The organism is Streptomyces spirodelae (genome assembly GCF_017676385.1).
GTDB lineage: Bacteria > Actinomycetota > Actinomycetes > Streptomycetales > Streptomycetaceae > Streptomyces > Streptomyces spirodelae.
The window spans coordinates 71,231-97,395 of the sequence record NZ_JAFFZN010000008.1; the positions used below are offsets into that span (position 1 = coordinate 71,231).

Below are 26,165 nucleotides of genomic sequence, written 5' to 3' on the forward strand. Positions count from 1 at the left end.
GTCGCTTCCGGGCCCCTGCTCAGGGGCTGAACACCGGGCCGGCCTGCTGCCCGGACTCGGTAGGGTGGCCGCACCAACGCGTCGGTCTATTGCCAGGAAGTGGTCACCATGAGCGCTGCTACCCCCGCCGGAGGCGACACCATGGCGGCGCACACCTGGCCCGACGTACTGAGCACGCTGCTCGCCGGTGAGGACCTGAGCGCGGAGGCGACCGCCTGGGCGATGGACCGGATCATGCGGGGCGAGGCCAGCGATGTGCAGATCGCGGGCTTCGCGGTCGCGCTCCGCGCCAAGGGCGAGACCGTCGGGGAGATCTCCGGCCTGGTGCGGGCGATGTACGAGCACGCCAGGACCATCGAGGTCCCAGGACCCACCGTCGACATCGTCGGCACGGGCGGTGACCGCGCCAAGACCGTCAACATCTCCACCATGTCGGCGATCGTCGTCGCGGGCACCGGGGTCAAGGTCGTCAAGCACGGCAACCGGGCCTCCAGCAGCGCCAGCGGCGCCTCCGACGTCCTGGAGAAGCTGGGCGTCAACCTGGAGCTGTCGCCCCGGCGGGTCGCCGAGATGGCCGACGAGGCCGGCATCACCTTCTGCTTCGCGGTCAAGTTCCACCCCTCGCTGCGCCATGTGGCCGTGGCCCGCAAGGAGCTGGGGGTCCCGACCCCGTTCAACTTCCTGGGCCCGCTCACCAACCCGGCCCGGGTCGGCGCGCAGGCCACCGGCGTGGCCGACGCGCGGATGGCGCCGATCATCGCCGGGGTGCTGGCCTCACGCGGCTCGTCGGCGCTGGTCTTCCGCGGCGACGACGGACTCGACGAACTGACGACCACGGCGACCTCCACCGTTTGGGTCGTACGCGACGGTCTCGTACGGGAGGAGAGCTTCGACCCGCGTGAGGTGGGCATCGAGCTGGTGCCTGTCGAGGCGCTGCGCGGTGCGGACGCCGCCTACAACGCGGATGTGGCGCGGCGGCTGCTGGAGGGGGAGCGCGGGCCCGTGCGGGACGCCGTGCTGTTGAACGCCGCCGCCGCGCTGGTGGCGCTCTCGCCGGGCACCGGGTCGCTGCCCGAGCAGATCGCGGCGGCGATGGAGCGGGCCGCCGCGTCCATCGACTCCGGCGCGGCCCACGCGGTCCTGGAGCGCTGGGTGGCCGCGAGCAACCGTCCCTAGGGCCCTGCGGGCCGCCGCCGTCAGCCGGCGGCGGCCTCCAGCCCGGCGATGTCCAGTTTGTGCATGCCGAGCATCGCCGTGGTGACGGCCTCGGCCTGTGCCGGGGCGCCCTCCTCCAGGAGCTCGAACAGCCGGCGGGGCACGATCTGCCAGGAGACGCCGTACCTGTCCTTGAGCCAGCCGCACGGCCCCGGCTGGCCGCCGTCCGCTGTCAGCTTCTCCCAGAGGGTGTCCACCTCCTCCTGCGAGTCGCAGTCGACCTGGAGCGACATCGCCTCGGTGAACTGGAACTCCGGGCCGCCGTTGAGTGCCACGAACTGCACCCCGGCCAGTTCGAAGTCGACGGTCATCACCGAGCCCGTCCGGCCGGGCGCCGCCTCGTTGTAATGGGTGACGTTCCGGATGCGGGAGTTGTCGAAGAGCGACACATAGAACTCCGCCGCTTCCTGCGCCTTTCCGTCGTACCAGAGGAACGTCTTGATCTTCTGGGGCTGCTGCATGGGGACCCTCCGGGGTCTGCGCGGTCTGTCGGTCTTGTCAGTGCAGACCCGGCCCGGCGCGGAAACTCATCGCCCGGCCCCGGAGTTCTCCCGTCCCACCCCACCGGCCCAGTGCCCCAGCACCGCCCCCGCAGACACTGCCGACCACCAGCAGCGCCGGGGCACCGCGTGGGCGGCGGGGCTTTGCGCTGTCTCAGCCGGCGCGGCCATCGGGTCCCCCGGCAGGCCCGCCGTCGCCGCGCACGGTGTGGCGGGCGCCGACGACGAGGCGTTCCCCGCCCGAGCGGCGGGCCAGCCAGGCGCGCAGGGTGCCGCAGGCGCAGCGGGCGTAGACGATGCTGCCCTCGGCGACAGGGTGCCGGGAGACGATCTCATAGGGGTCGTGCAGCGGCCAGCCGCACCGGGCGCACCGGTCGCCGCCGTGAGTGCGGTGAGGGGCCATGGGATCTGCGTCGCGGTCCATGAGGACAGCGTCCTGGGCACGGACCGTGCGCGTCCATCGCAACTTTGCGCACACGACCTTTCAGTGACGCCGCACAGTTGATGCCGCACTGTTGCCGCGTGATCGATCTGCGACGCGCGCACACACTCCGGGTGCCGCACTCCGAGGGCACGGTCACCGCGACGGCGCGGGCGCTCCATCCGGGCTGGCGGCGCTGCGGGCCAGGGCCGAAGTGCTCACACAGCGCGCAGCGGGGAAGTGAGCAGACGCTTTCGTGGGCGTTACGCGCGGACACGGAGGCGGAAACAGCGCGCTCCTAGCGTCGGAGTTCCTTCCAGCGGACAGGAGGCGACGTGAGCGCACGGTGGATCACCCGATGGGAACCCGAGGACCCGGGGTTCTGGGAGCGAGAGGGACGGCGCACCGCGCGGCGGAATCTGTGGATCTCCGTGTTCGCCGAACACATCGGGTTCTCGGTGTGGAGCCTGTGGTCGGTGCTCTTGCTGTTCATGACGCCGAAGGCGGGCTTCCAGCTCTCCCCGGACGACAAGTTCCTGCTGGTCTCCCTGGTGTCGCTGGTGGGCGCGCTGCTGCGGCTGCCGTACGGGTTCGCCGTCACCCGGTTCGGGGGACGCACCTGGACGGTCTGCTCGGCGCTGGCGCTGCTGGTTCCGGTCGTACTGGCGACGGTGCTGGTGCAGCGGCCGCAGACGCCGCTGTGGGCGCTGCTGCTGTGCGCCGCGGTCTCCGGCATCGGAGGCGGCAACTTCGCCTCTTCGATGGTCAACATCAACGGGTTCTTTCCCGAGCGTGAGAAGGGGTGGGCACTGGGCCTGAACGCCGGGGGCGGCAACCTCGGGGTCGCCACGGTGCAGCTGCTCGGGCTGGCGGTGCTGGCCACCGCCGGGGTCGCCCGTCCGGAAGTGCTGACGCTGCTGTTCGTGCCGGCTCTGCTGCTGGCCGCGCTGCTGGCGTGGCGCGGCATGGACAACCTGGCCACCAACCGGACCGACTACGGCGCCTACCGCAGCGCCGTGCGGGACCGGCACTGCTGGACCATCTCGCTGCTGTACATCGGGACGTTCGGCTCCTTCATCGGCTTCGGCTTCGGTTTCGGGCTCCTGCTGCAGAACCAGTTCGGGAAGAGCCCCATGCAGGCGGCGGCCTTCACCTTCCTCGGACCGCTGCTGGGGTCGCTGTTCCGGCCGCTGGGCGGGGCCCTGGCCGACCGGTTCGGCGGGGCGCGGGTGACGGCGTGGTCGTTCCTCGCGCTGGCGTGCGGTGCCGCTGCCGCGCTGGCCGCCTCCGACGCCGGGTCGTTCCTCGTCTTCGTCGTGGTCTTCGCCGTGGTCTTCGTCCTGACGGGGCTGGGCAACGGGTCGACGTACAAGATGATCCCCGCCATCTACGCCGCGCGGACCGAGAGCGCCGTGGAGGCGGGCGCCGACCCCGCCGAGGCCCGCACCCAGGGACGCCGCCTGTCCGGTGCCGTCATCGCCATCTCCGGCGCGGTGGGTGCGCTGGGCGGTGTCGCGATCAACCTCGCCTTCCGCGAGGCGTACCGGCAGACGGGCGACGCGGCCCCGGCCCTCGTCGGCTTCCTCGCCTTCTACCTGCTGTGCCTGGCCGTGACCTGGGCCGTCTACGTACGGCGGCCCGCTGCCGAAGGCGCCGGGCAGGCGACCGGGGCACAGCAGCCGGAGCCGAAGCCCGAGCCCGCCGAGCGAGGAGCCCGAGGTGCCTGAGGCGACCGGGGCCGCCGTCCGTGCCGCTACCGCAACCGGCACCGCGACCCACTGCCCGTACTGCGCCCTCCAGTGCGCCATGACCCTGACCCCCGAGGCCGCGGCCGAGTCCGGCCCCGCCCGGCTCAGCGTCACCCCGCGCGAGTTCCCCACCAACCGGGGCGGCCTGTGCCAGAAGGGCTGGACCTCGGCGCAGCTGCTGGACTCGCCCGAGCGTCTGACCACCCCGCTGGTACGGGACACCAAGGGCGCGCCGCTGCGCGAGGCATCCTGGGACGAGGCCCTGGACCTGGTGGCCGGGCGGTTCCGGGTGCTGCGCGAGGAGCGCGGAGCGGACAGCGTCGCGGTCTTCGGCAGCGGCGGCCTGACGAACGAGAAGGCGTACGCGCTGGGAAAGTTCGCCCGGGTCGCGCTGGGCACCTCGCAGATCGACTACAACGGCCGGTTCTGCATGTCGTCGGCGGCCGCGGCCGGGAACAAGGCGTTCGGGCTGGACCGCGGGCTCCCTTTCCCCGTCACCGACCTGGACGACTCCGAGGCCGTGGTACTGGTCGGCGCCAACCCCGCCGAGACGATGCCGCCGCTGATGGGCCACTTCGACCCGGCCCGGCTGATCGTCGTCGACCCGCGCCGCACGGCCACGGCCCAGGCGGCGCTGGACGGCGGCGGCCTCCACCTCCAGCCGGCGCCGGGCACGGACCTCGCACTGGCGCTCGGACTGCTCCATGTCGCGCTGGTGGAGGGCCACCTGGACACGCTCCACCGCGTCGCCTACCGCGCGGAGCGCACCGTCGGCTGGGAGGACGTGCGGCAGTGCGCGGCCCGCTGGTGGCCGGAGCGTACGGAGCGGCTGACCGGGGTGGCCGCCGCCGATCTGCGCCGCGCCGCCGCCGCGCTGGCCCGCGCCCGCCGCGCCCACATCCTCACCGGGCGCGGCGCCGAACAGCACAGCAAGGGCGTGGACACCGTCTCCGCGTGGATCGACCTGGCGCTCGCCCTCGGTCTGCCCGGCACCCCCGGCTCCGGATACGGCTGCCTGACCGGGCAGGGCAACGGCCAGGGCGGCCGCGAGCACGGCCAGAAGGCCGACCAGCTGCCCGGCTACCGGCACATCGAGGACCCGGCGGCCCGCGAACACATCGCCGGCATCTGGGGCGTCGCCCCCGAGTCGCTGCCCGCCGCAGGGCGCAGCGCCTGGGAACTGCTGGACGCGCTCGGCACCCCGGAAGGCCCCGCCGCGCTGCTGGTGATGGGCTCCAACCCGGCCGTCTCAGCGCCACGTGTGCGCCGCGCCGTCGAGCGGCTGCGGGCGCTCGACCTCCTCGTCGTCGCCGACTTCCTTCGCTCGGAGACAGCGGAACTCGCCGACGTGGTGCTGCCGGTGACCATGTGGGCCGAGGAGTCCGGCACCATGACCAATCTGGAGGGCCGGGTACTGCGGCGCCGCGCGGCCCAGGCCCCGCCGCCGGGCGTGCGGACCGATCTGGAGGTGCTGCACGGCCTCGCGGTGCGGCTGGGCCGCTCCGCGCACGAGTTCCCCGCCGACCCGGCGCCGGTCTTCGACGAACTGCGCCGCGCCTCGGCGGGCGGCACCGCCGACTACGCGGGCGCCGCACCGGAGCTGCTGGACGCGGGCGAGGCCGTGTACTGGCCCGTCCGGGACACGACCGGCGGTTCCGTACGCGAGGCCACCGGAGGTCCCGAGCGGGACGCCACCGGCGGCGGCGCGGAGGCCCTCGGCAGCCCGAGGCTCTTCCTCGACCGGTTCGCGCACCCCGACGGCCGGGCCCGGTTCCTGCCCGTCGAACACCGGGAAGCCGCCGAGCTGCCCGACGCCGAGCACCCGCTGTACGCCACCACCGGGCGGCAGTTGCAGCACTACCAGTCCGGCGCGCAGACCCGCCGGGTGCCCGAACTGCTGGCCGCGGCGCCCGGACCGTACGTCGAGGTGCACCCCGACACGGCACGCCGCGCCGGGCTCGCCGACGGGGACACCGCACGGATCGTCTCGCGGCGCGGAGCCGTGCTGGCCCGTACCCGCTGTGTGCCGAGCCTGCGCCCCGACACCGTCTTCCTGCCCTTCCACTTCCCGGGCGGGGGAGCGGCCAACGCACTGACCAACCCCGCACTCGACCCGGTCAGCCGGATGCCGGAGTTCAAGCTGAGCGCCGTACGGCTGGAGCGTGCCGACGGGGGTGGCGTCATGAGTCCCGAGGAGGCCGTGTGAACCGGGCCCTGAACGTCGTGGTCGTCGGCAACGGAATGGTCGGCGCGCGGCTGTACGAAGAGACGCTGCGGCGCGACCCGACCAGCAGGCGGGTGCGGATGACCGTACTGGGCGCCGAACCGGTCGGCGGCTACAACCGGGTGCTGCTGCCCGGGCTGCTGTCCGGCTCGCTCACGGAGGCCGACCTGACCCCGGAACCGCCGGGCGAGGGCTCGCCGGCCACCGGCACGACCGTCACCGGAATCGACCGCGACGCGCGCACCGTCAGCACCGCCGACGGACGGCAACTCCCGTACGACAGGCTGGTGCTGGCCACCGGCGCCAGCACCGTCATACCCCCGCTGCCGGGGCTGCGCGAGGACACCGACGAGGGGAGCGGGGTACTGGCACGTGGCGTCACCGCGCTGCGCACGCTCGCCGACGCCCGCAGGCTGCGCCGCCTCGCCGACCGGGCACGCGCCGTCGGCGCGCGGATCGCCGTGCTCGGCGGCGGGGTGCTCGGCCTGGAGGCGGCACGGGCCCTGGTCGCCCGCGGGGTGGCCGTCACCGTCGTACACCCGGCGCCGCATGTGATGGACCGGCAACTGGACGCGCCCGCCGGGCGGGTACTGGGCCGGGCGCTGCGGCGTACCGGCATAGAGCAGCGGCTGGGCGTGATGGCGGTGCGCTGGGAGCCGGCCCGTGGGCTGCACCTGGACGACGGCAGCGTGCTGCCCGCCGCCGGGCTGCTGCTGTGCACCGGCGCACGGGCCGAGACCGGGCTCGCCCAGGACTGCGGTCTGGAGACCGGCCCGGCCGGTATCGCCGTCGACGACACCCTCACCACCTCCGACCCGGACATCCACGCGCTGGGCGACTGCGCCGACGCCGAGCCAGGGCTCGTCCAGCCCGGCTGGGAGCAGGCGGCTGTGCTGGCCGACCGGCTGACCGGCGAGGACCCGTACGCGCGCTACCTGGGCAGCCCGCGGGTGACCCGGCTGAAGGCGGCCGGTATCGAACTGGCCTGCCTGGGCGACCCGTTCGTCGCCGATGACGGCTTCGCCGGGCATGCCCCGGCCGGCGGCGGCTCCGGTGGGCAAGGGCCCGCCGCGGGCGACTTCCCGGACGACGGCGGCCCCGAGGTCCTGCGGCTGGAGGACCCGACCCGGGAGCGCTACGCCAAACTGGTGCTGCACGGCGACCGGGTCACCGGCGCCATCCTGCTCGGGGTGCCCGACGCGGCCGCCGGCCTCGTCCAGCTCTACGACAAGGGCGCCCCCGCCCCCTCCGACCGACTGGCCCTGATGCTCGGCCGGGCACTGCCGCCCGAGACCGCGAGTGAGACGGGCGAGTCGCTGCCCGACCACGCCATGGTGTGCCGCTGCAACAGCGTCACCAAGGGCGCCCTGCGCTCCGCCTGGTACGACGGCGCCCGCTCGGCCCGCGAACTGGCCGACGCCACCCGCGCCACCACCGGCTGCGGCGGCTGCCGCGGCGCCGTCGAGAAGATCGCCGCCTGGCTCGCCGAGACCGACCCGCTCTCCAGCCGTGACACCCCTGCCACGACCGCCCCGAGGTGAACCCCATGACCAACTCACGCTCCGCAACCCCGCGCAAGCTCGTCGTCGTCGGACACGGCATGGTCGGCCACCGGCTGGTCGAGGCCCTCGACTCCCGCGATACGGACCGGCAGTGGGAGATCACCGTACTCGCCGAGGAGCACCGCCCCGCCTACGACCGGGTGGCCCTCTCCTCCTGCTTCGACGGCGCCGACGAGAGCGCGCTGCGGCTGCCCGAGCACGACCCCGAGCGGATCGACCTCAGGCTCGGCGACCCGGTCACCGCACTGGACCGGGACGCGAACGCCGTACTGACCGCGTCCGGCGAGCGGGTGCCCTACGACGCGCTCGTACTGGCCACCGGATCGCGGCCGTTCGTACCGCCGCTGCCCGGCTCCACGGCGCCCGGCTGCCTGGTCTACCGCACCCTCGACGACATCGACGCCATCCGCGCGGCAGCCGAGGAGTCCGCCACCGGGCGCGGAGTCGTCGTCGGCGGCGGGCTGCTCGGTCTGGAGGCCGCCAACGCGCTGCGGCTGCTGGGGCTGACCACCCACGTGGTGGAGATGGCACCGCACCTGATGGCCGTCCAGCTCGATACGGGCGGCGGCGCGCTGCTCGGCCGCATGGTGGGCGAACTGGGCGTGGCCGTGCACACCGGAACCGGCACCCAGCAGGTCCTCACCGACCCGGAGACCGGCGCGGTCACCGGCGTGGAGTTGAGCGACGGCACCCTCCTGGAGACCGACCTGGTGGTCTTCGCCGCCGGGGTGCGGCCGCGCGACGAACTCGCCAGGGAGGCGGGCCTCCAGGTGGGGGAGCGCGGCGGCGTCGTCGTGGACGAGAGCTGCCGGTCCGTCACCGACCCCGCTGTCTGGGCGGTGGGCGAGGTCGCCTGCATCGAGGGGCGCACCCTCGGCCTGGTCGCGCCCGGCTACGCCATGGCGGAGACGGTCGCCGACCGGCTGCTGGGCGGCGCGGCAGGCTTCCCCGGCGCCGACACCGCCACCCAGCTCAAGCTGCTCGGCGTCGGTGTGGCCTCCTTCGGCGACGCGCACGCCACCACCCCGGGGGCGCTGGAGGTCGTCCTCAACGACCCGGTCGCGGCCACCTACGGCAAGCTCGTCGTCTCCGACGACGCCAAGACCCTGCTCGGCGGCATCCTGGTCGGCGACACCTCCGGCTACCCGCTGCTGCGCCCGCTGGTGGGCAGCGCCCTGCCCGCCGACCCGTCCGTGCTGCTGGCGCCGCAGTCCGAGGGCGCGGCAAGCGGCGTCGGTGTCGCCGGACTCCCGGACACCGCACAGATCTGCAGCTGCCACGCCGTCACCAAGGGCGCGCTGACCGAGGCCATCACCGAGCAGGGCTGCGCCGACGTGCCCGCGCTCAAATCCTGCACCAAGGCGGGCACCGGCTGCGGCTCCTGCGTACCCGCGCTCAAGCAGCTCCTGGAGGCGGCCGGTGTCGAGCAGTCCACGGCGCTGTGCGAGCACTTCGACCACTCGCGGGCCGAGCTGTTCGAGATCGTCGCCGCCACCGGCGTCACCACCTTCTCGCAGCTGGTGGCCGAGCACGGGCGCGGCAGGGGCTGCGACGTGTGCAAACCGGCCGTCGCCGCGATCCTCGCCTCCCGCGACAGCGGCACCCACATCCTGGACGGCGAACGCGGCGGCCTGCAGGACACCAACGACCGCCACCTGGCCAATATGCAGCGCAACGGCACCTACTCGGTCGTACCCCGCGTCCCCGGCGGCGAGATCACCCCGGCCAAGCTCATCGTGCTGGGCGAGGTCGCCCGCGACTTCGGCCTCTACACCAAGATCACCGGCGGTCAGCGCATCGACCTGCTCGGCGCCCGCCTCGAACAGCTCCCCGCCATCTGGCGCCGGCTCACCGACGCCGGCTTCGAGTCCGGGCACGCCTACGGCAAGGCCGTCCGTACGGTGAAGTCCTGCGTGGGCTCCACCTGGTGCCGCTACGGCGTCCAGGACTCCGTCGGCCTCGCCATCGAACTGGAGCTGCGCTACCGCGGGCTGCGCGCCCCGCACAAGCTCAAGGCGGGCGTCTCCGGGTGCGCCCGGGAGTGCGCCGAGGCCCGCAGCAAGGACTTCGGCATCATCGCCACCGAGCAGGGCTGGAACCTCTACGTCGGCGGAAACGGCGGCTTCACCCCCCGCCACGCCGAACTCCTCGCGTCCGACCTGGACCACGAGACGCTGGTGCGCACCATCGACCGGTTCCTGATGTTCTACATCCGCACCGCCGACCGCCTCCAGCGGACCGCCGCCTGGCTGGAGTCACTGGAGGGCGGCCTGGACCACCTGCGCGCCGTCGTCATGGACGACTCGCTCGGCATCTGCGCCGAGCTGGACGCCGCCATGGAACGGCACGTCGCCGACTACCACGACGAGTGGCGCGGTGTCCTGGAGGACCCCGCGAAGCTGGCCCGTTTCACCTCCTTCGTCAACGCCCCGGAGACCCCCGACCCGGCGATCTCCTTCGCCGTCGAGCGGGAGCAGCCGGTACCGGTGCCGGGCCCGGTCTCCCTCGGCATGCCGGTCCTGCCCGCCGCCGAGGGCACGAGCGCCCGATGAAGACATCTGTCCCCGCGAGCCGAAAGGTGACCTCTGTGACCACCATGACCACCAGCTCCACCGCTCCCGCCGGCTCCACCGGCCCCGCCACCGGCGCTGCCACCGACTGGGCCGCCGTCTGCCCGCTGGACGCCCTCCCCGTCGAGCAGGGCCGCGCCGCGCTGCTGCCGGACGGCACCGCCGTCGCCCTCTTCCGACTGCACACCGGCGAGATCCACGCGGTCGGGAATCTGGACCCCTTCAGCGGGGCACCCGTGATCTGTCACGGCATCGTCGGCGACCGCGACGGCGTCCCCGTCGTGACCGGACCGCTCGGCAAGGAGACCTTCGAGCTGGCGACCGGCCGCTGCCTGGACGACGAGACCGTCCTGCTCCCCGTCCACGAGGTCCGGCTGACCGGCCGGGTGATCGAGGTTACGGCCCGGCGAAACACGGTCGAAACGCTGGTCGGGCGAGGATGAGAAGCACGCAGCACCCACGAGAGCACTGAGAGGAGACGCGGTGTCGGCACCTGACCCGTCGCTCAGCCGCACGGGAACCGTTCCCCCGCTGGCGGGGTTCACCGTCGCGGTCACAGCCGCGCGCCGGGCCGAGGAGCTGGGCGCGCTGCTGGAGCGGCGCGGCGCCGAGGTCGTCCACGCGCCCGCGCTGCGCATCGTCCCGCTCGCCGACGACGACGAACTGCGCGACGCCACCAAGGAGCTGGCGGCCCGGCCGCCGGACGTGGCCGTCGCCACCACCGGCATCGGCTTCCGCGGCTGGATGGAGGCCGCCGACGGCTGGGGTGAGGGCGAGGCCCTGCGCGGCGCCCTCGCCCGGAGCGAGGTGCTGGCGCGCGGCCCGAAGGCGTGCGGGGCGCTGCGCGCCGCCGGGCTCCGCGAAGCCTGGTCCCCGGCCTCGGAGTCCTCGACCGAAGTCCTCGAACGCCTGCTCGCCCGGGACGACCTCGACGGACTGCGGATCGCCGTCCAGCTGCACGGTGAACCGCTGCGCGACTTCATCGACGCGCTGCGGGGTGCCGGCGCCGAGGTGGTGCCGGTGCCCGTCTACCGGTGGACGGGCCCCCTCGACCCCGCCCCCCTCGACCGCCTGATCGACAGCGTGCTGGCAGGCGGCGTCGACGCCGTCACCTTCACCAGCGCGCTGGCCGCCGCCGGACTCTACGCCCGCGCCGAGGAACAGGGCGCCGCCGAGGAACTGACCCGGGCGCTGCGCGACCGCACCCAGGTCGCCTGCGTCGGCCCTGTCACGGCCGCGCCCCTGCTCGCCCGGGACATCCCCGCGTACTGGCCGGACCGCTTCCGCGTCGGAGCCCTCGTCCGCCTGCTCGGCGAACGGCTCCCCGCCACCGCGCCCACGCTGCCCGCGGCCGGCCACACGCTTGAGGTACGCGGCTCCGCAGCCCTGCTCGACGGCGAGCTGCGGCCCGTCAGCCCCGGCCCCATGGCCATTCTCCGCGCCCTGACCCGCCACCCCGGCCAGGTGATGTCCTGCGCCGACCTGCTGCCCTACCTGCCCGGTGGGGGTACCGACGAACACGCCGTCGAAGCCGCCGTCGCCCGGCTGCGCACCTCGCTGGGGGTCTCCTCGGTCGTGCAGACCGTCACCAAACGCGGCTACCGCATCGCTCTCGACCCCGCCGCCGTGTGTGAGGGCGGCGCATGACCGTCCTGCTCGTCGCCCATGGCACCCGGCACCTCGCCGGCGTCCGCACCGTGCGGGAGCTGGCCGACGGCGTCGCCGCCCGGCTGGGGCAGCCGGTCGCCGTCGCCTACGCGGACGTACGGGGGCCGACCGTCGCCGAGGCCCTCTCCCGGTTGCCGGGACCCGTCACCCTGATACCCGCGTTCCTCGCCTCCGGCTACCACGTGCGGGTCGACATCCCCGCGCAGGTCGCTGCCGCTGGGCGGGCTGCTGCCGTTGGGCAGGCCGCTCTCGTCGGGCGGGCCGGCGATGTGACCGTGACCCCCGCGCTGGGGGCCGACCCCGCGTTGCTGCCCGCTCTCGTCGACCGGCTCGCCGAGGCCGGTGTCCGGGAGGGTGACGCCGTGGTGCTCGCCGCCGCCGGGTCCTCCGACCCTGGAGCCCGTGCCGAGGCGCACGCCATGGCCCGGCGGCTCGGTCGCCTTCTGCGGGGGCCCGTGCCGGTGGCATGGGCTGCCACCGCGGAGCCCGCTGTCGCGGAGGAGGTCGCCCGGTTGCGGAGCGCGGGCGCCCGCCGTGTCGCCGTCGCCACCTGGCTGTTGGCGCCCGGCCTGTTCGCCGACCGCCTTGCGGCGGCCGGCGCCGATGTCGTGGCCGCGCCCCTGGGAGCGCACCCCTCGGTCACCTCCACCCTCGCCTCGCGGCCCGCCCTTGGCTTGACGCCGCCGCCATTGGCTGAGGCCGCTTCCATTGGCTGAGGGCCCGGCCCTCTGACCCTCTTCCGTTGTTGGGGGCTCCGCCCCCCAACCCCCGGGTCCTCGCCGGACAGGCGCTGGGGGCGGAGCCCCCCGACACGACCTGTCGGCGGCGGCCAAGAGGGGGAGGTCCACATGGTGGACGGGGCAATGATGGGGGCGCGATGGCTGTGGCATACTCCCTCGCAGGTCACGAGCGACAGCGACCAGGCCCCGGCCCGCTGTCCGGCAACCCTCCTTCCGTGGCGGGGTGCCCCGGGTGATGACCAGGCCGTAGGACAGCAAGGTCTACGGCAAGCGCGGATCCCTCACCGCCAGGGGTCCTGGTCTATGAGGGAGCCTTCTGTGAGCAAGCGAATGCGCTAGGGCCAAGGGCAGCAGCACTCTTCCGCGCCCGGGCCCGCCTCCCACCGTCACGCTCAACTGTCACGCCGTCAGGCAACAGCGCACGTAGGGCATTGCCATGCCGCCATGCCGCGCTGCCGCCATGCCGCGCTGCCGCGCTGCCGTGAGCCTCCACGCCATTCCCTCACCGGAGCACCCCCATGTCTGCAACCACCACATTTGCCCCCGTCTGTACCCTCTCCCGCATCGATGAGCCCCTCCCCGTCCTCGGCGGCGACGTCCACGTCCCGCTCGTCACCGGCGGCGAAACCCCGTACGCGGCGCTGGACTACGCGGCGAGCGCCCCCGCGTTGCAGCGGGTGTGGGACGACGTGGCGGCGTACGCGCCGTACTACGGCAGCGTGCACCGAGGCGCCGGCCACCTCTCCCAGTTGTCGACCGAACTGTTCGAGCAGAGCAGGCAGACCGTCGCCGAGTTCCTCGGCTGCCGCGAGGGCGACCAGGTCGTCTTCACCAGGTCGACGACCGACTCCCTCAACCTCCTTGCCGCCGCACTGCCGCCCGGCACCCGGGTGTTCGTGTTCGAGACCGAGCACCACGCCGCCCTCCTGCCGTGGCAGGCCCGCGGCAGCGACGTGACGTATCTGGACGCGCCCCGCTCGCCCGAACAGGCCGTCGCAACGCTGGAGTCGGCCCTGCACGCGGCGCCCTCCGGGCCGAAGCTGGTCTGTGTGACGGGCGCCTCCAACGTCACAGGTGAGGTGTGGCCGGTGCGTGAGCTGGCCCGCGCCGCGCACCGGCACGGCGCCCGCCTGGTGCTGGACGCCGCGCAGCTCGCCCCGCACCGGCCGGTCAGCCTGTCGGAACTGGAGGCGGACTGGGTGGCGTTCTCCGGGCACAAGCTGTACGCGCCCTTCGGTGCCGGAGTGCTGGCGGGCCGCGCCGACTGGCTGCGCGCGGCGGAGCCGTACCTGGCGGGCGGCGGTGCCAGCCGCCGCGTGTCCCGCACCGCGGACGGCACCGTGGAGGCGGAGTGGCACACCACCGCGGCCCGCCACGAGGCGGGCTCGCCCAACGTGATCGGCGCGTACGCGGTCGCCTCCGCCTGCCGGGCGCTCACCGAGGCCGGGTTCGACCGCCTCGTGGCCCGCGAGGAGGAACTGCTGGCCCGGCTGCGCAAGGGACTGGCCGAACTCCCCGAGGTGCGAGTCCTCTCCCTCTTCGGGGAGGAAGCGGACCAGGTCGGCGTGGTCTCCTTCGTCGTGGAGGGCTGGAACAGCTCCCACTTCGCGGCGGCGCTCTCGGCCGAGTACGGGATCGGGGTACGCGACGGCCTCTTCTGCGCCCACCCGCTGCTGCGCGCGCTCCTCGGGCAGCAGGGCGACGCCCCGGGGGAGTGCGGAGCTCCCGACGGGGCGTCCGGGGAACTCCCCGGGTCTTCGGCCGGGGTGACCCCCACGCTCAACGCCGTCCGCGTCAGCTTCGGTGCCGGGACGCCGGACGAGCACGTGGACCGGTTCCTCAGCGCCGTCAGGCAGTTGGTGCGGGACGGAGCGAGCTGGACCTACCGCACGGAGAACGGCCGCTGCGTGCCGGAACCCCGCAGGGACGCGGCGAACTGAGCCGCCCCTCGCACGGGTCAGCCGACGACGGCCTCCCGCTCTCGTACGGGCACCATCAGGTGGGTGACGAGCTGGTCGGGTGGGGTGGTGGCGGGGTCGTCGACGTAGACCTCCCGCAGCGGCCCGGCAGGGGCGTGCCCGTGCTCGGCGCACCACGCCAGCAGCGCGTGCGCGGTCAGCGGGATCTGCGCGTACGGGCCCAGATGCGTCGCGCGGGCGAACGTCCCACCCGGCAGCAGCTCGATGGCGGCGGGCTCGGACGCTGCGGCGCCGTCCTCCAGGGCGCCGCCTTCCAGCGTGGCGCCGTCCTCCAGCGCCGCTCCGACCGCGATCGGAACGCGCTCCTCCATGTCGAGCGGGAACAGCCCGGTGAGCCGGGGCGGGCCCTCCCCGGAGAGCAACGGCAGCAGCCGGGCCACACAGCGGGAGGTGGCCCGCGCGATGTCGTACGGCGAGGTGGCGACCTCCCGTACCAGGACGACGCGCTGTGGACCCTCCTCGTGGAGGGCGACGTGAGCGGTCTCGGCGCTGGGCAGCCCCCGCTCCAGGATGTGCTCCAGCGCGGTGAGGCTGTGCCGGCGCCGGGCGAGCTCGCCCTCGAGCCGGTCGTGTACGGCGGTCAGCGCGCCGGTGGCGGTCGGCTCCCCGCGCAGCACTTCGGCCACGACAGGCAGCGGCACGTCCAGGGAGCGCAGCAGGCCGATGGTCAGCGCGTCGGGGGCCTGCCCGGCGCGGTAGTAGCGGTATCCGGTGGCCGGGTCCACCCGGGCGGGAGGCAGCACGCCGAGGTCGGCATAGTGCCGCAGCTGTTTGACGCTGAGCCGGGCCAGGCGGGCGAACTGTCCGATGGACAGCAGGGGTTCGTCGTTCACGCGGACCACGATGGACTCTCCTGCCGGGAGAGTCATCCTCCCTTCCGCGCCACCTCGGCGGAGCTCCGCGCCGTCCCGGTGGAACGCCTCAGGAGTCGAGGCCGATGGCGAAGGCGGATTCCAGGTCGTGCTGGGAGTAGGTGCGGAAGGCGATATGGGTCTCGGTGGACTCGACGCCCGGCACCTTGCTGATACGGCCCGGGATGATGTCGGCGAGGTCGTCGTGCTGGGCGACGCGGACCATCGCGATCAGATCGTGCGCACCGGTGACGGAGTAGACCTCGCTGACGCCCTCGATGGCGGCGATCTGCTCGGCGATCTCGGGGATGCGGTCGGTGCTCGTCCGGATGAGGACGATGGAAGTGATCACGGTGGGGTCTCTCCCTCTGACGCCGGGGTTGGCCCGGTCACTTTAGCCCGGCGGTAGCACAGCCAGGCATACACGAAGCCCAGCGTGAAACCCACCACATGGGCCAGGTAGGCGACGCCCGGCCCGTCGCCGTCCTGTCGGGCGGCCAGCCACTGCACGGTCAGCCAGAACAGGAGTACCACCCAGGCGGGGAAGCGCAGCGGGAGGAAGTAGAGGAAGGGGAAGACACTGGTCACCCGGGCGTGCGGGTGCAGATAGAGGAAGGCGCCCAGCACCGCGGAGATCGCACCGGAGGCGCCGACCAGCGTCTCACCGGAGGCCGGGTGCGCCGCCGCGTAGCAGAGCATGGCCACATATCCGGTGCCCAGGTAGAAGAGGGCGAACCGCACCGGGCCCATGCGCTGCTCGACCAGGCCGCCGAAGACGAACAGAAAGAGCAGGTTTCCGAGCAGATGCAGCCAGTTGCCGTGCAGGAACAGCGCGGTCAGCGGCGCCGCGAGTGGGCGTACGGCACCGCTCAGCAGCGTGCGGGGCACCACGCCCCACTGGTTGAAGTAGGCCGACCTGGCCTCCTGGAGAGCCTGCCCCGTACCGTAGGAGGGGACGAGGCCGGAGGCCGGCCCGATCAGGAAGACCAGGCAGCAGCAGCCGATCAGGGCGTACGTCATCAGGGGCCGGGCCGGGTGCGGATGCTCGCCGGGGTCGCGAGACGGGGCGTCGGCGCGGCCGGGGCGCTGGGCGTCGGTGCCGTCCATGTCCGGATCATGGACCGTCCGGTCCCGGGGCATGCTCCTCGACACACGTGGAGGCGGGCGGACGGTCCCAGGCCGTAGGGTTTACGGGACGTGACCCCGCGCCGCGTGTCCGTGACGTGTCCGCGGCAGCGACAGACCGAGACCCTTCGACACCGAGACCCTTCGACCTTCAGGAAACGAGGACGAGACGATGGCGGTCCCCACGCCGACGGCCGAGACCCGCTGGCGCTGCACCCTGTGCGGCAATCTCACCCGGTTCGACGTGACACGTTCCAGCAAGGTGGTCGAGTACGTCCATCTGGACCTGGCGGGAGCGCCGAAGGTCGAGGAGCGGGAGGTGCTCAGTGAGAGCATCGAGTCCGTGCGCTGCAGATGGTGCAACGCCGTGGACCAGGTCGAACTGGTGGACCGGCCCAGCGCTCAGGTATAGGGCTCAGGGCTCAGAGACGGCAGGTGTGACCGGTGGAGGAACGGACGGGCGGCGACCCTCGGCAGCCGGAACCGGCTGCCGGGAAGGAAACCGGGCCCGCTGCCCGCGCGGCGGCTGAGGGGCCGGCGGCCCGGACGGACCCCGGCAGCACCGAAGGGCACCCCTCCGCCGGGCCGCACCGCGCCCCGGCACCGGACCAGGGCCCGGACTCCGGCACGGAGGGCCCGCTCGCCGCGGGCCCGGGCGCCGAGGCACCGGACGACCAGACGCCGGACGACCAGGCGCCGGACGACCAGGCGCCGGACGACGAGGGCGAGAGCCTGGAGCGGCCGCTGCCGGAGAAGGTGCGGCGGCGGGTGGTCGCCGTGACCGGGGACGCCCTCGGTGGACTGACCATCGCCGAACTTCCCCCGCCATTGCGGCAGTATGCCCGCTTCACCCCGCAGCGCCGCGCCAAGTTCGGCGGGAACGCCATGGCGGCCGCGCTGGAGAGCGACGCGGTCTTCCGGCAGCGCATCGCCTCGCGGGTGCGCGAACAGCTCCCCGAGCTGGCCGGCGCGCTCGACGAGGGCTCCCCGCCCCCGGCGGCCGATCCGGTGGACGTGGCGGCCGCCGCCTACATCCTGCGCCCGCCCGGCTGGGCGAAGCTGGTCGCGGCGGCGGGCGAGGAGGCCCAGCGCGCCCAGGCCGAGCGGGCCGGTGAAGAGGCCCAGCGTGAGCTGGCCCGGCTGCGTGCGGAGCTCTCGCACGCCAAGGGCGCGGCCCGGGACGAGGCCGAGCGTGGGCGCCGCGAGATGGAGTCGCTGCGCAAGGAGCTGGACGGCACCCAGCGCAAGCTGCGCAGCGCGCAGGCCGATGTGCGCCGCCGCGAGGCGTCGCTGCGCAAGCTCCAGGAGGAGCTGGACGCGGTACGGTCCGCTGCCGGTACGGAGAAGGCGGCGCTCGACAGCGAGGTGCGCCGGCTCAAATCCCGCCTCGCCGAGACCGAGTCGGCCCTGGAGGCCGGGCGGCGCGCGGCACGCGAGGGCCGCAGCGTGGAGGACATGCGGGTGCGTCTCCTCCTCGACACGGTGCTGGACGCGGCCCAGGGGCTGCGCAGGGAACTGGCGCTGCCGCCGTCCGAGACCCGCCCCGCCGACACCGTCGACGCGGTGGAGCCGGGCCGGATGTCGGCCAAGGACGTGGCGGCGCGGGCGCTTTCGGAGACCGATCCGGCGCTGCTGGACCAACTGCTGGCGCTGCCCCAGGCGCATCTGGTGGTGGACGGCTACAACGTCACCAAGACCGGCTATCCCGCGCTGCCGCTGGAGAAGCAGCGGCTGCGGCTGCTGGGCGGGCTCGCCGTGCTGGCGGCGCAGTCGGGCGCCGAGGTCACCTGTGTGTTCGACGGCGCTGAACTCGCCGCGCCCGTTCTGCTGGCGCCGCCGCGCGGGGTGCGGGTGCTCTTCTCCAAACCGGGACAGACCGCGGACGAGTTGATCCGCCGTCTGGTGCGTGCCGAACCGCCGGGCCGTGCGGTGGTGGTGGTCTCCAGCGACCGCGAGGTCGCCGACGGCTGTGCGGCCGCCGGGGCCAGGCCCGTGGCCTCCACGCTCCTCCTCAAGCGGCTCGACCGGAGCTGACCGTTATCGGGGCCTGGCCTCAACTCCTCTGCGCATAAGGGACATCCGGGTCGTGCTGCCCCGGGAGGGGTAGCGATGTGTGAGGCAGCGCTCGCCGTGCGTTGATGCCGGGTAAAGAATGCGGCTGTGGGACGCCTTTTTTCCTGAGGGATTTGATCGGATCACTACGCGTGGCTAATCTCAGGCCCGAACCTTCGCTCGGTTGATCACCTATCCGGGGTGACAGCGGAGGCCCGCCTCGTTCTGCCCGACCGGGATCGCCCAGTCCCGTGACGCGGAGCCGGAGATGACCAGACCGGCAGGCGGCTGAGGAAGAAGGAGCTCGCCCCAGTGGCGTCCCACCGTCGTCCCAAGCAGCCGAGTCGCGCACGTGTCAGCGTCTTCACCATGACCGCTGCAGCGGCTGTCGCTCTCACCTCCCAGGCGGCACACGCCGACCCGCAGACCTCCAAGAAGGACGTCAAGGAGAAGGTCGACAAGCTCTACGAGGACGCCGAGGCGGCCACCGAGAAGTACAACGGCGCCAAGGAGAAGCAGTCCAAGCTCTCCAAGGAGGTCGAGCACCTCCAGGAAAGCGTCGCGCGGGGCCAGGGCGAGCTCAACAGCATGCGCGACAAGCTCGGTTCGATGGCCACGGCGCAGTACCGCTCCGGCGGCATCGACCCCTCGGTGCAGCTCTTCCTCTCGTCCGACCCGGACACCTATCTGGACAAGGCTTCGGCCATGGACCAGTTGAGCACCAAGCAGGCCAGCGCACTCAAGAAGATCGCGGCCAAGCAGCGTAGCCTCGCGCAGCAGCGCAAGGAGGCCGCGGGCAAGCTGAAGGACCTCTCCAGCACCCGCAAGGAGCTCGGCGAGAAGAAGAAGGAGATCCAGGGCAAGCTCGCCGAGGCCCAGCGGCTGCTCAACACGCTGACCGCCAAGGAGAAGGCGAAGCTCGCCGAGAAGCAGGAGCGCGCCGACCGCGCCTCCAGCGACCGCGCCGACCTGGGCAAGGTCCCGCCCGGCTCGGGCCGTGCGGCCGCCGCGCTGGCCGCCGCCAAGGGCAAGATAGGCAGCCCGTACGTGTGGGGCGCCACCGGTCCCAGCTCCTTCGACTGCTCGGGGCTGACCTCGTGGGCGTACAAGCAGGCGGGTGTCTCGCTGCCGCGTACCTCCCAGGCGCAGGCCAACGCCGGTACCCGGATCAGCAGCCAGAGCCAGCTCAAGCCGGGCGACCTGGTGCTGTTCTACGGCGACCTGCACCACATCGGCCTCTACGCGGGGAACGGCCAGGTGCTGCACGCCCCCAAGCCCGGTGCCAACGTGCGCTACGAGTCGATGGGCAACATGCCCTTCCAGTTCGGCGTCCGGGTGGGCTGACCCGCCACCGGGTCACGGGATCTCCCCCGATCAGCAGCCAGTGTGATGACCGCTAAACGTCCTTCGTCCGAGTGAACCCACCCGGGTGCGGATGACCCCCGCACCCGGCCGGTGACCTGCGTGATCGGCGAACGCCGCGGCGCGGAGCAGGACTTACGGGGCTCCCACGGTCCTTTGTCCCCTGTATGGGCACGGCTACATTCTGCGGGCGCAAGTCGCCTAGCGGAAGGAACGCCTCCTCCAGTGGCATCGCACCGGTCCCCTCGACGTACCCCCCAGCCCGGGCAGGGCTGGCCAGCGCGGATCACCGTGCTGTCGGCCGCCGCCGCGGGCGCGGCTGGCGCGCTCGTCCCCGCGGCGCCGGCGGGCGCCAAGCCCGACGACCAGCCGTCCGCCGCCGGCCTCAACTCCCGCATCGACCGGCTCTACGAGGAAGCGGAAGTCGCGACGGAGAAGTACAACGGGGTGGCGGAGCGCGCCGGGAAGCTGCGCGAGCAGGTGGCCAATGCCCAGGACGGCGTCGCGCGGGGCCAGGCCCGGGTCAACCGGCTGCGCGACTCCCTCGGCTCCCTCGCGGGCGCCCAGTACCGCTCGGGCGGCCTCGACCCGGCGGTGGCCCTGATGCTCACCGAGGACCCCGACAGCTACCTCGACAAGGCCGCCACTCTCGACCGCATCGGCAGCCGCCAGACGGCCAGGCTGCGCCAGCTCCAGTCGGCCCAGCGCCACCTCGCACAGCAGCGCAGCGAGGCAGCCGCGAAGCTCGAACAGCTCGACGGGCTGCAAAAGTCCCTCAAGCAGCAGAAGAAGGACGTCCAGCAGAAGCTGGCGGCGGCCCGGCGGCTGCTCGGCCGGCTGACCGCCGAACAGCGCGCCAACCGCGACGGCCACCGGTCCAAGAGCGCCGCCGGAGTCGACCTCGGCGGCTCCAAGCCGTCCTCGGAGCGCGCCGCCGCTGCTGTCGCCGCCGTCAAGTCGGCGCTCGGGCGCCCGTACGCCTGGGGAGCGGCCGGGCCGGGCTCCTTCGACTGCTCAGGGCTGACCCAGTGGGCCTACAAACAGGCGGGCACCTCCATCCCGCGCACCTCGCAGGCCCAGCGCTCGGCGGGCCGGCAGGTGCCACTGAGCCAGGCCCGCCCCGGCGACCTGGTCGTCTACCGCGACGACGCCAGCCACGTGGGCATGTACGTGGGCGGCGGCCAAGTCGTGCACGCTCCCCATCCGGGCGCCCCGGTGCGCTACGACCCGGTCGGCATGATGCCGGTCTCCTCGGTCACCAGGCCCTGAGCCGCTGCCCGTACCCTCGATGGGGTGCGGCGGCAACGAATGCGGTACGGGCGAGCGCTGAGCGGTACGGCGGCGCTCGCCCTGCTGTGCGGTCTCGGCGGCTGGCTGCGCACCGACGCGCACGACCAGGACCGTGCCCCTTTCCAGCGCCTCCTCGACCGGCAGTCCGCCGCTCTGCGCGCCGGTGACGAACACGGCTATCTGGCACCCGTCGACCCGCGAGCCTCCGGCCACCAGCGGCAGATCTTCCACAACCTGCGGCGGCTTCCGCTCACCGAGTGGTCCTATGCCGTGCGAAAGGTCACGGCGCGGGACCGGCGCGCCACCGTCGAGGCGACCCTCCGCTACCGCCTCGCGGGCTACGACAGAACCGCCACCACCGCCACCGAACGGCTGCGCTTCGTACGGCAGGACGGCACCTGGCGTCTCGCCGGCGAGGCGTCCGGCAGCGACACCCAGGTCTGGGAACAGGGCGCCATGACCGTCGTACGGGGCGAGCACAGCCTGGTGCTGGGCGTCGGCCGCAAGCGGTCCGAACTACGGGACCTCGCCGACGCCGCCGACCGTGCCGTCCCCTCCGTCTCGGCGACCTGGCCCGAGCACTGGACCCGCAGGACCGTGCTGGAAGCGCCCGCCTCCACCCGGCAGATGGCCCGGCTGCTGGGCTCACCCGCCGCCGCCTCGCGGACGTACGAGGGCATAGCGGCCGTCACCACCGGTGAGGCGGCCGGCTCACACGGAGCCGGAGCCGACGCCGACGCCGACCGTATCGTCGTCAACCCCCGCGCCTACGGGCTGCTCAGCGAGGAAGGCCGGCAGGTCGTCCTCACCCACGAGACCACCCATGTCGCCACCCGCCGCTGGACCACCCCCGCCACCCCGCTGTGGCTCTCCGAGGGCATAGCGGACTGGGCCGGCTACCGCGGTTCCCGCCTGACCCCCCGCCAGGCCGCCCCGGAGTTGGCCCGCGCCGTCGCCGAGGGGAGGGCGCCGCGTGGGCTCCCCGCCGATGGTGACTTCCGCTTCGGGAACGAGCCCGCTGCTCTTGCCCGGGCCTATGAATCCGGCTGGCTGGCCTGCCGGATGGTCGCCGACCAGTGGGGGCCTGACGCCCTCCTCGCCCTGTACGAGCGCGCAGGGCGGGAGAACGGTGGCGAACGGCCCGACACCGACGCCGCGTTGAAAGCCGTCCTCGGCGTCGACACCCACCACTTCACCGCCCGCTGGCGTGCCTATGTGACCCGGCAGTTGGAGCCGTGACCTCTGCGGGGTTCCGGGGAGGGGATGCCCCTTGCTGTGGTTCGCGAGCTGCTGGCACGTCGTGGCTTGTGGGAGCACCTCCCGGCCGAAGGCTGGGGGAGCCGTTCCCCGCGCCCCTGGGGGTACCTCCCGGCCGGAGGCTGGGGGAGGGGCGCGTCCCTCCCGCTGCGCGGGGCACGGTCGAGCGCCACAGCTGGACGCAGGCGGTCACGGCGGCAGCGACCAGCAACACGTTGCGGAGTGCCAGCACCAGCACCCCCTTCCCCTCGCTGGCGACCACATCCGCGAACCAGACCGGGAACTCCAGCTGGGTGAGGCCGGCAGCGGCCACCACCAGCCAGGCCGCCAGCGTCTGGCGGCCTGCCCGCAGGGTCAGGCACACCGCGGCCAGTCCCACCAGCCACACCAGGTACTGAGGGCTCAGCACCCGGCTCGTCACCACGAACACCAGCACAGCGGCGAGCGCGGTGTCCGCCGGTGTCGCGGGTGTCCACGCGGCAGCGCGGGCCCGCCATCGCCACAGCACCAGCCACCCGAACCCCGCACCGGTCAGTACGACGGCCACATGGCTCACGGTCCGCACGCCCGGTCCCACGAACTCCATGGAGCCGTACCGCAGCAGCACCTGCCCCTCCCAGCCGAACTGCCGCGCCGCGTGCAGCACCAGCGAGGAGACGGACTCCACCTCGGTGCCCCGGCCGCCCTGCGCGGACAGGAAGTCCAGCGCGCCCGGCATGGCGGCGGCGAAGCCGGCCGTCACCGCCACAGCGGTCACCAGCGCGCTCAGCCAGACCACCCGGGTCGCCCGGCCCCGGGGCGTACCGAGCAGCAACAGCACGGGCCACACCTTCACCAGCGCGCCCACCCCGGCCAGCACCCCTGCCGTCCGGGGATGCCGGGCGGCGGCCAGCAGTGCGGCGACGGCGAGCGCGGTCACCATCAGGTCGTAGCGCGCGTACGCGGTCGGCCCCAGCAGCGGTACGCCGACGACCCACGCCCACACCCCGGCCGGGCTCCGCGAGCCGGCCTCCGGGTCGCGCGCTCCGCGCTGCCGCACCGCGTACAGCAGCAGCCCGAAGACCACCGCGTCGGCGACGCAGGCCAGCACGAAGAACGCCGAGGCGTAGCTGAGCAGGCCGAGACCGGTGAGGAGCCCGGGGGAGAGGATCACCAGCGCGGCGGCGGGCGGGTACTGCCAGGTCACATCCCCAGAAGGAAACGTTCCGGCGCTCAGCCTGTCGAACCAGCCGTGGTAGATCACCGAGACGTCCGAGGTGATGTCCATGCCCCCGGGCACGGTGAGGACCTTGAAGACGTACAGCAGCAGTACGGCCCGGGTCACCGCCCACACCAGCCCGGACGCCACCGCACCGCGCCGGGCCCTTCTCACCTCGCCCCGCACCTTCGTCCTTCCTCGTCTCGGCCGTCCGGCCGCCGCCCGCACCGCCGGGTGCCGGCACCCGGTACTGTCGGCGGCGATGCGCAAGACCCTGATCGTCACCAACGACTTTCCGCCCCGCCCCGGCGGCATCCAGGCGTTCCTGCACAGCATGGCGCTACGTCTGGACCCGTCCCAGGTCGTCGTCTACGCGTCGACCTGGAAGCGGGGCCGGGAGGGCACGGAGGCCACGGCGGCGTTCGACGCCGAGCAGCCGTTCACGGTCGTACGCGACCGCGCCACGATGCTGCTGCCCACTCCGCGCGTGACCAAGCGTGCCGTCTCGCTGCTGCGGGCGCACGGCTGCCGCGCCGTGTGGTTCGGTGCGGCCGCGCCGCTGGGTCTGATGGCGCCCGCGCTGCGCAGGGCGGGCGCCGAGCAGATCGTGGCCACCACGCACGGCCACGAGGCGGGCTGGGCGCAGCTCCCCGCGGCCCGGAGCCTGCTGCGGCGGATCGGCGAGGAGACCGACACCCTCACCTATCTCGGCGAGTACACCCGCCGCCGGATCGCCGCCGCGCTCACCCCGGGGGCCGCCGCGCGGATGGTGCAACTCCCGCCCGGCGTGGACGAGAAGACCTTCAACCCCGGCTCGGGCGGCGACGCGGTCCGCGCCCGGCTGGGGCTGACCGAGCGCCCCGTGGTCGTGTGCGTCTCGCGGCTCGTCCGCCGCAAGGGCCAGGACACCCTGATCGAGGCGATGCCCCTGGTGCGGGAGGCGGTGCCGGACGCGGTGCTGCTGATCGTCGGCGGCGGACCCTACCGCACCGACCTGGAGCGGCTGGCCGCCTCCAGGGGCCTGTCCGACGCCGTCCGCTTCACCGGGCCCGTCTCCTGGGAGGAGCTGCCGGCCCACTACGGCGCCGGCGACGTGTTCGCCATGCCGTGCCGCACCCGGCGCGGCGGGCTGGACGTGGAGGGGCTCGGCATCGTCTACCTGGAGGCTTCCGCCACCGGGCTGCCCGTCGTCGCCGGCGACTCCGGGGGCGCTCCGGACGCCGTACTGGACGGCGAGACCGGCTGGGTCGTCCCCGGTGGCAGCCCCCGGCAGACCGCCGACCGCCTGGTCGAACTGCTCCGCGACCCGGCACTGCGTACCCGGATGGGCACCAGGGGCCGCCAGTGGGTCGAGGAGCGCTGGCGCTGGGACCTGCTCGCGGAGCGGCTACGCGAGCTGCTGTGAGCCGGGCCGCTGTGAGCCGGAGCCGGGGGCGGCCACCGGTGCCACCGGATCGAGCAGCGCCAGCTCCAGCCCGGCCAGCCGCGCCGGGTCCGCGATCACCTCGTACGCCGAGATCCGGCCGCCCCCGACCGTGAAGGTGAGCGCCGCAAGCAGTCTGCCGCGAGGTGCGAGAACGGCCCCCACGGCCCCGTCCACCAGCGCGGTCTGCGCGTACCGCGACCGGTGGGCCAGCAGCGCGGTGCCCCGCGCGACGGCGTCCGCGCCCCGCAGCAGCGCAGCGGAGCTCGCGGGCAGCGCGGCGGGATCGCTGCGCCGCACCACATCCGGCGCGAGCACGGCGAGCAGCCCGGCCAGGTGCCCGCTGCGCGCGGCGGACAGGAACGCCTCGACCACGGTCCGCTGTTCCCCCAGCTCCGCCGGGGGCACGGCGGGGGTGCCGCGTACCCGCTGCCGGGCCCGGCTGGCGAGCTTCTTGGCGGCGCCGGGGGAGCGCCCCACCAGCGGAGCGATCTGTTCGAACGGGACGGCGAACAGGTCGTGCAGCACGAAGGCGACCCGCTCGGCGGGGCCCAGCGTGTCCAGTACGACGAGCAGCGCCCGGCCCACCGAGTCGGCCAGCAGTGCTTCGTCCTCCGGGCCGCCGCCCTCTTCCGCCGCTCCCGCCGCTTCCGGCATCCGCTCTCCCACCGGTTCCTCGGGGCGGGCCGCACGGGCGCGCAGCATGTCCAGGCAGACGCGGGAGACGACGGTACGCAGCCAGGCGGGCAGGTTGTCGATGGACTCCGCGTCGGTACGGCTCAGCCGCAGCCAGACCTCCTGGACGGCGTCCTCCGCCTCGCTGAGCGAGCCCAGCATCCGGTAGGCGACGGCCAGCATCGGGCCGCGGCCGGCCTCGAAGCGCTCGGCCAGCCCGGTCAGCTCGTCCATCGGTCACCTTTCCTCCGCGCGGTCCGTCACCTACCTCGACGTATCCCACGCTCGGGAAGTGACAGGAGAGC

The 26,165-nt window shown here is 73.7% G+C and carries 22 protein-coding genes and 1 riboswitch; of the genes, 15 read left to right on the forward strand and 7 right to left on the reverse strand.

The features are described from left to right. Nucleotides 1–108: 108 nt before the first annotated feature. The gene (trpD, locus tag JW592_RS11130) at nt 109–1,176 is read left to right on the forward strand and encodes an anthranilate phosphoribosyltransferase (protein ID WP_209264821.1); all 1,068 of its coding nucleotides are present in this window, start codon (nt 109–111) and stop codon (nt 1,174–1,176) included. Between the two features lie 20 nt (nt 1,177–1,196). On the opposite strand, the gene JW592_RS11135 is transcribed toward trpD, so the two are convergent. Continuing rightward, nucleotides 1,197–1,676 (reverse strand): VOC family protein, encoded by a 480-nt coding sequence (locus JW592_RS11135; RefSeq protein WP_209264822.1) that lies wholly within the window; start codon nt 1,674–1,676, stop codon nt 1,197–1,199. 193 nt (nt 1,677–1,869) lie between these two features. Next, the gene (locus JW592_RS11140) at nt 1,870–2,139 is read right to left on the reverse strand and encodes a hypothetical protein (RefSeq protein WP_209264823.1); all 270 of its coding nucleotides are present in this window, start codon (nt 2,137–2,139) and stop codon (nt 1,870–1,872) included. A 332-nt stretch (nt 2,140–2,471) separates the two neighbouring features. Here JW592_RS11140 and JW592_RS11145 point away from each other — a divergent pair, with 332 nt between their 5' ends. The 8 genes from JW592_RS11145 to JW592_RS11180 all read left to right on the forward strand — a co-directional run bounded on the left by JW592_RS11145 (nt 2,472) and on the right by JW592_RS11180 (nt 14,588). Further along, nucleotides 2,472–3,863 carry an MFS transporter gene (locus JW592_RS11145; protein WP_209264824.1) on the forward strand — a complete coding sequence of 464 codons (1,392 nt, stop codon included), beginning with the start codon at nt 2,472–2,474 and terminating at the stop codon, nt 3,861–3,863. Then, the gene (locus tag JW592_RS11150; protein ID WP_209264825.1) at nt 3,856–6,090 is read left to right on the forward strand and encodes a molybdopterin oxidoreductase family protein; all 2,235 of its coding nucleotides are present in this window, start codon (nt 3,856–3,858) and stop codon (nt 6,088–6,090) included. The genes JW592_RS11145 and JW592_RS11150 overlap by 8 nt, the downstream gene beginning before the upstream one ends. Continuing rightward, nucleotides 6,087–7,649: an FAD-dependent oxidoreductase gene (locus tag JW592_RS11155; protein WP_307805372.1), complete on the forward strand. Its 1,563-nt coding sequence runs from the start codon at nt 6,087–6,089 to the stop codon at nt 7,647–7,649. The genes JW592_RS11150 and JW592_RS11155 overlap by 4 nt, the downstream gene beginning before the upstream one ends. Before the next feature lie 5 nt (nt 7,650–7,654). Beyond that, on the forward strand, nt 7,655–10,222 hold the full coding sequence (gene nirB, locus JW592_RS11160) for a nitrite reductase large subunit NirB (protein ID WP_209264826.1): 2,568 nt from the start codon (nt 7,655–7,657) through the stop codon (nt 10,220–10,222). A 44-nt stretch (nt 10,223–10,266) separates the two neighbouring features. Continuing rightward, the gene (gene nirD, locus JW592_RS11165) at nt 10,267–10,683 is read left to right on the forward strand and encodes a nitrite reductase small subunit NirD (protein WP_209264933.1); all 417 of its coding nucleotides are present in this window, start codon (nt 10,267–10,269) and stop codon (nt 10,681–10,683) included. A 40-nt stretch (nt 10,684–10,723) separates the two neighbouring features. Next, the gene (locus JW592_RS11170) at nt 10,724–11,887 is read left to right on the forward strand and encodes a uroporphyrinogen-III synthase (RefSeq protein WP_209264827.1); all 1,164 of its coding nucleotides are present in this window, start codon (nt 10,724–10,726) and stop codon (nt 11,885–11,887) included. Then, nucleotides 11,884–12,624 (forward strand): sirohydrochlorin chelatase, encoded by a 741-nt coding sequence (locus tag JW592_RS11175; protein ID WP_209264828.1) that lies wholly within the window; start codon nt 11,884–11,886, stop codon nt 12,622–12,624. The genes JW592_RS11170 and JW592_RS11175 overlap by 4 nt, the downstream gene beginning before the upstream one ends. 185 nt (nt 12,625–12,809) lie before the next feature. Then, nucleotides 12,810–12,927, forward strand: a riboswitch (SAM riboswitch). A gap of 239 nt (nt 12,928–13,166) precedes the next feature. Next, nucleotides 13,167–14,588 (forward strand): aminotransferase class V-fold PLP-dependent enzyme, encoded by a 1,422-nt coding sequence (locus tag JW592_RS11180; RefSeq protein ID WP_209264829.1) that lies wholly within the window; start codon nt 13,167–13,169, stop codon nt 14,586–14,588. Between the two features lie 17 nt (nt 14,589–14,605). On the opposite strand, the gene JW592_RS11185 is transcribed toward JW592_RS11180, so the two are convergent. From JW592_RS11185 to JW592_RS11195, 3 genes are all read right to left on the reverse strand, one after another. Further along, nucleotides 14,606–15,460: a MerR family transcriptional regulator gene (locus JW592_RS11185; RefSeq protein ID WP_307805373.1), complete on the reverse strand. Its 855-nt coding sequence runs from the start codon at nt 15,458–15,460 to the stop codon at nt 14,606–14,608. Between the two features lie 88 nt (nt 15,461–15,548). Further along, nucleotides 15,549–15,830 carry an Lrp/AsnC family transcriptional regulator gene (locus tag JW592_RS11190; RefSeq protein WP_209264831.1) on the reverse strand — a complete coding sequence of 94 codons (282 nt, stop codon included), beginning with the start codon at nt 15,828–15,830 and terminating at the stop codon, nt 15,549–15,551. Beyond that, nucleotides 15,827–16,585: a rhomboid family intramembrane serine protease gene (locus JW592_RS11195; protein ID WP_372446486.1), complete on the reverse strand. Its 759-nt coding sequence runs from the start codon at nt 16,583–16,585 to the stop codon at nt 15,827–15,829. Before JW592_RS11195 ends, JW592_RS11190 begins: the two co-directional genes overlap by 4 nt. Before the next feature lie 190 nt (nt 16,586–16,775). On the opposite strand from JW592_RS11195, the gene JW592_RS11200 reads away from it, so the two are divergent. The 5 genes from JW592_RS11200 (at nt 16,776) to JW592_RS11220 (ending at nt 22,546) form a co-directional block, all read left to right on the forward strand. Next, on the forward strand, nt 16,776–17,015 hold the full coding sequence (locus JW592_RS11200) for a hypothetical protein (RefSeq protein ID WP_209264832.1): 240 nt from the start codon (nt 16,776–16,778) through the stop codon (nt 17,013–17,015). Between the two features lie 320 nt (nt 17,016–17,335). Then, nucleotides 17,336–18,637 (forward strand): NYN domain-containing protein, encoded by a 1,302-nt coding sequence (locus JW592_RS11205; protein WP_209264935.1) that lies wholly within the window; start codon nt 17,336–17,338, stop codon nt 18,635–18,637. A 330-nt stretch (nt 18,638–18,967) separates the two neighbouring features. Continuing rightward, nucleotides 18,968–19,999 carry a C40 family peptidase gene (locus tag JW592_RS11210; protein ID WP_209264833.1) on the forward strand — a complete coding sequence of 344 codons (1,032 nt, stop codon included), beginning with the start codon at nt 18,968–18,970 and terminating at the stop codon, nt 19,997–19,999. Nucleotides 20,000–20,242: 243 nt separating this feature from the next. Then, nucleotides 20,243–21,286 (forward strand): C40 family peptidase, encoded by a 1,044-nt coding sequence (locus tag JW592_RS11215; protein ID WP_209264834.1) that lies wholly within the window; start codon nt 20,243–20,245, stop codon nt 21,284–21,286. A gap of 39 nt (nt 21,287–21,325) precedes the next feature. Continuing rightward, nucleotides 21,326–22,546, forward strand: a complete 1,221-nt coding sequence (locus JW592_RS11220; protein ID WP_209264936.1) for a hypothetical protein — start codon at nt 21,326–21,328, stop codon at nt 22,544–22,546. Here JW592_RS11220 and JW592_RS11225 read toward each other — a convergent pair. Then, nucleotides 22,500–23,897, reverse strand: coding sequence for a glycosyltransferase 87 family protein (locus tag JW592_RS11225; protein WP_372446495.1), 1,398 nt, complete (start codon nt 23,895–23,897; stop codon nt 22,500–22,502). The two genes, JW592_RS11220 and JW592_RS11225, sit on opposite strands and share 47 nt — an antisense overlap. Nucleotides 23,898–24,024: 127 nt before the next feature. On the opposite strand from JW592_RS11225, the gene JW592_RS11230 reads away from it, so the two are divergent. Next, nucleotides 24,025–25,167, forward strand: a complete 1,143-nt coding sequence (locus tag JW592_RS11230) for a glycosyltransferase family 4 protein (protein ID WP_209264835.1) — start codon at nt 24,025–24,027, stop codon at nt 25,165–25,167. Here the strand turns inward: JW592_RS11230 and JW592_RS11235 are convergent. After that, nucleotides 25,150–26,094 (reverse strand): sigma-70 family RNA polymerase sigma factor, encoded by a 945-nt coding sequence (locus tag JW592_RS11235; protein ID WP_209264836.1) that lies wholly within the window; start codon nt 26,092–26,094, stop codon nt 25,150–25,152. The two genes, JW592_RS11230 and JW592_RS11235, sit on opposite strands and share 18 nt — an antisense overlap. Nucleotides 26,095–26,165: the final 71 nt, after the last annotated feature.

Excerpts from the sequence above, each read along its gene's own strand:
- nirB (WP_209264826.1), top strand. The coding sequence starts at position 7,655 with ATGACCAACTCACGCTCCGCAACCCCGCGCAAGCTCGTCGTCGTCGGA.
- nirD (WP_209264933.1), top strand. The coding sequence starts at position 10,267 with ATGACCACCAGCTCCACCGCTCCCGCCGGCTCCACCGGCCCCGCCACC.
- JW592_RS11220 (WP_209264936.1), top strand. The coding sequence starts at position 21,326 with ATGCGGTACGGGCGAGCGCTGAGCGGTACGGCGGCGCTCGCCCTGCTG.
- trpD (WP_209264821.1), top strand. The coding sequence starts at position 109 with ATGAGCGCTGCTACCCCCGCCGGAGGCGACACCATGGCGGCGCACACC.
- JW592_RS11230 (WP_209264835.1), top strand. The coding sequence starts at position 24,025 with ATGCGCAAGACCCTGATCGTCACCAACGACTTTCCGCCCCGCCCCGGC.
- JW592_RS11200 (WP_209264832.1), top strand. The coding sequence starts at position 16,776 with ATGGCGGTCCCCACGCCGACGGCCGAGACCCGCTGGCGCTGCACCCTG.
- JW592_RS11175 (WP_209264828.1), top strand. The coding sequence starts at position 11,884 with ATGACCGTCCTGCTCGTCGCCCATGGCACCCGGCACCTCGCCGGCGTC.
- JW592_RS11195 (WP_372446486.1), bottom strand. The coding sequence starts at position 16,585 with ATGGACGGCACCGACGCCCAGCGCCCCGGCCGCGCCGACGCCCCGTCT.
- JW592_RS11180 (WP_209264829.1), top strand. The coding sequence starts at position 13,167 with ATGTCTGCAACCACCACATTTGCCCCCGTCTGTACCCTCTCCCGCATC.
- JW592_RS11235 (WP_209264836.1), bottom strand. The coding sequence starts at position 26,094 with ATGGACGAGCTGACCGGGCTGGCCGAGCGCTTCGAGGCCGGCCGCGGC.
- JW592_RS11140 (WP_209264823.1), bottom strand. The coding sequence starts at position 2,139 with ATGGACCGCGACGCAGATCCCATGGCCCCTCACCGCACTCACGGCGGC.
- JW592_RS11135 (WP_209264822.1), bottom strand. The coding sequence starts at position 1,676 with ATGCAGCAGCCCCAGAAGATCAAGACGTTCCTCTGGTACGACGGAAAG.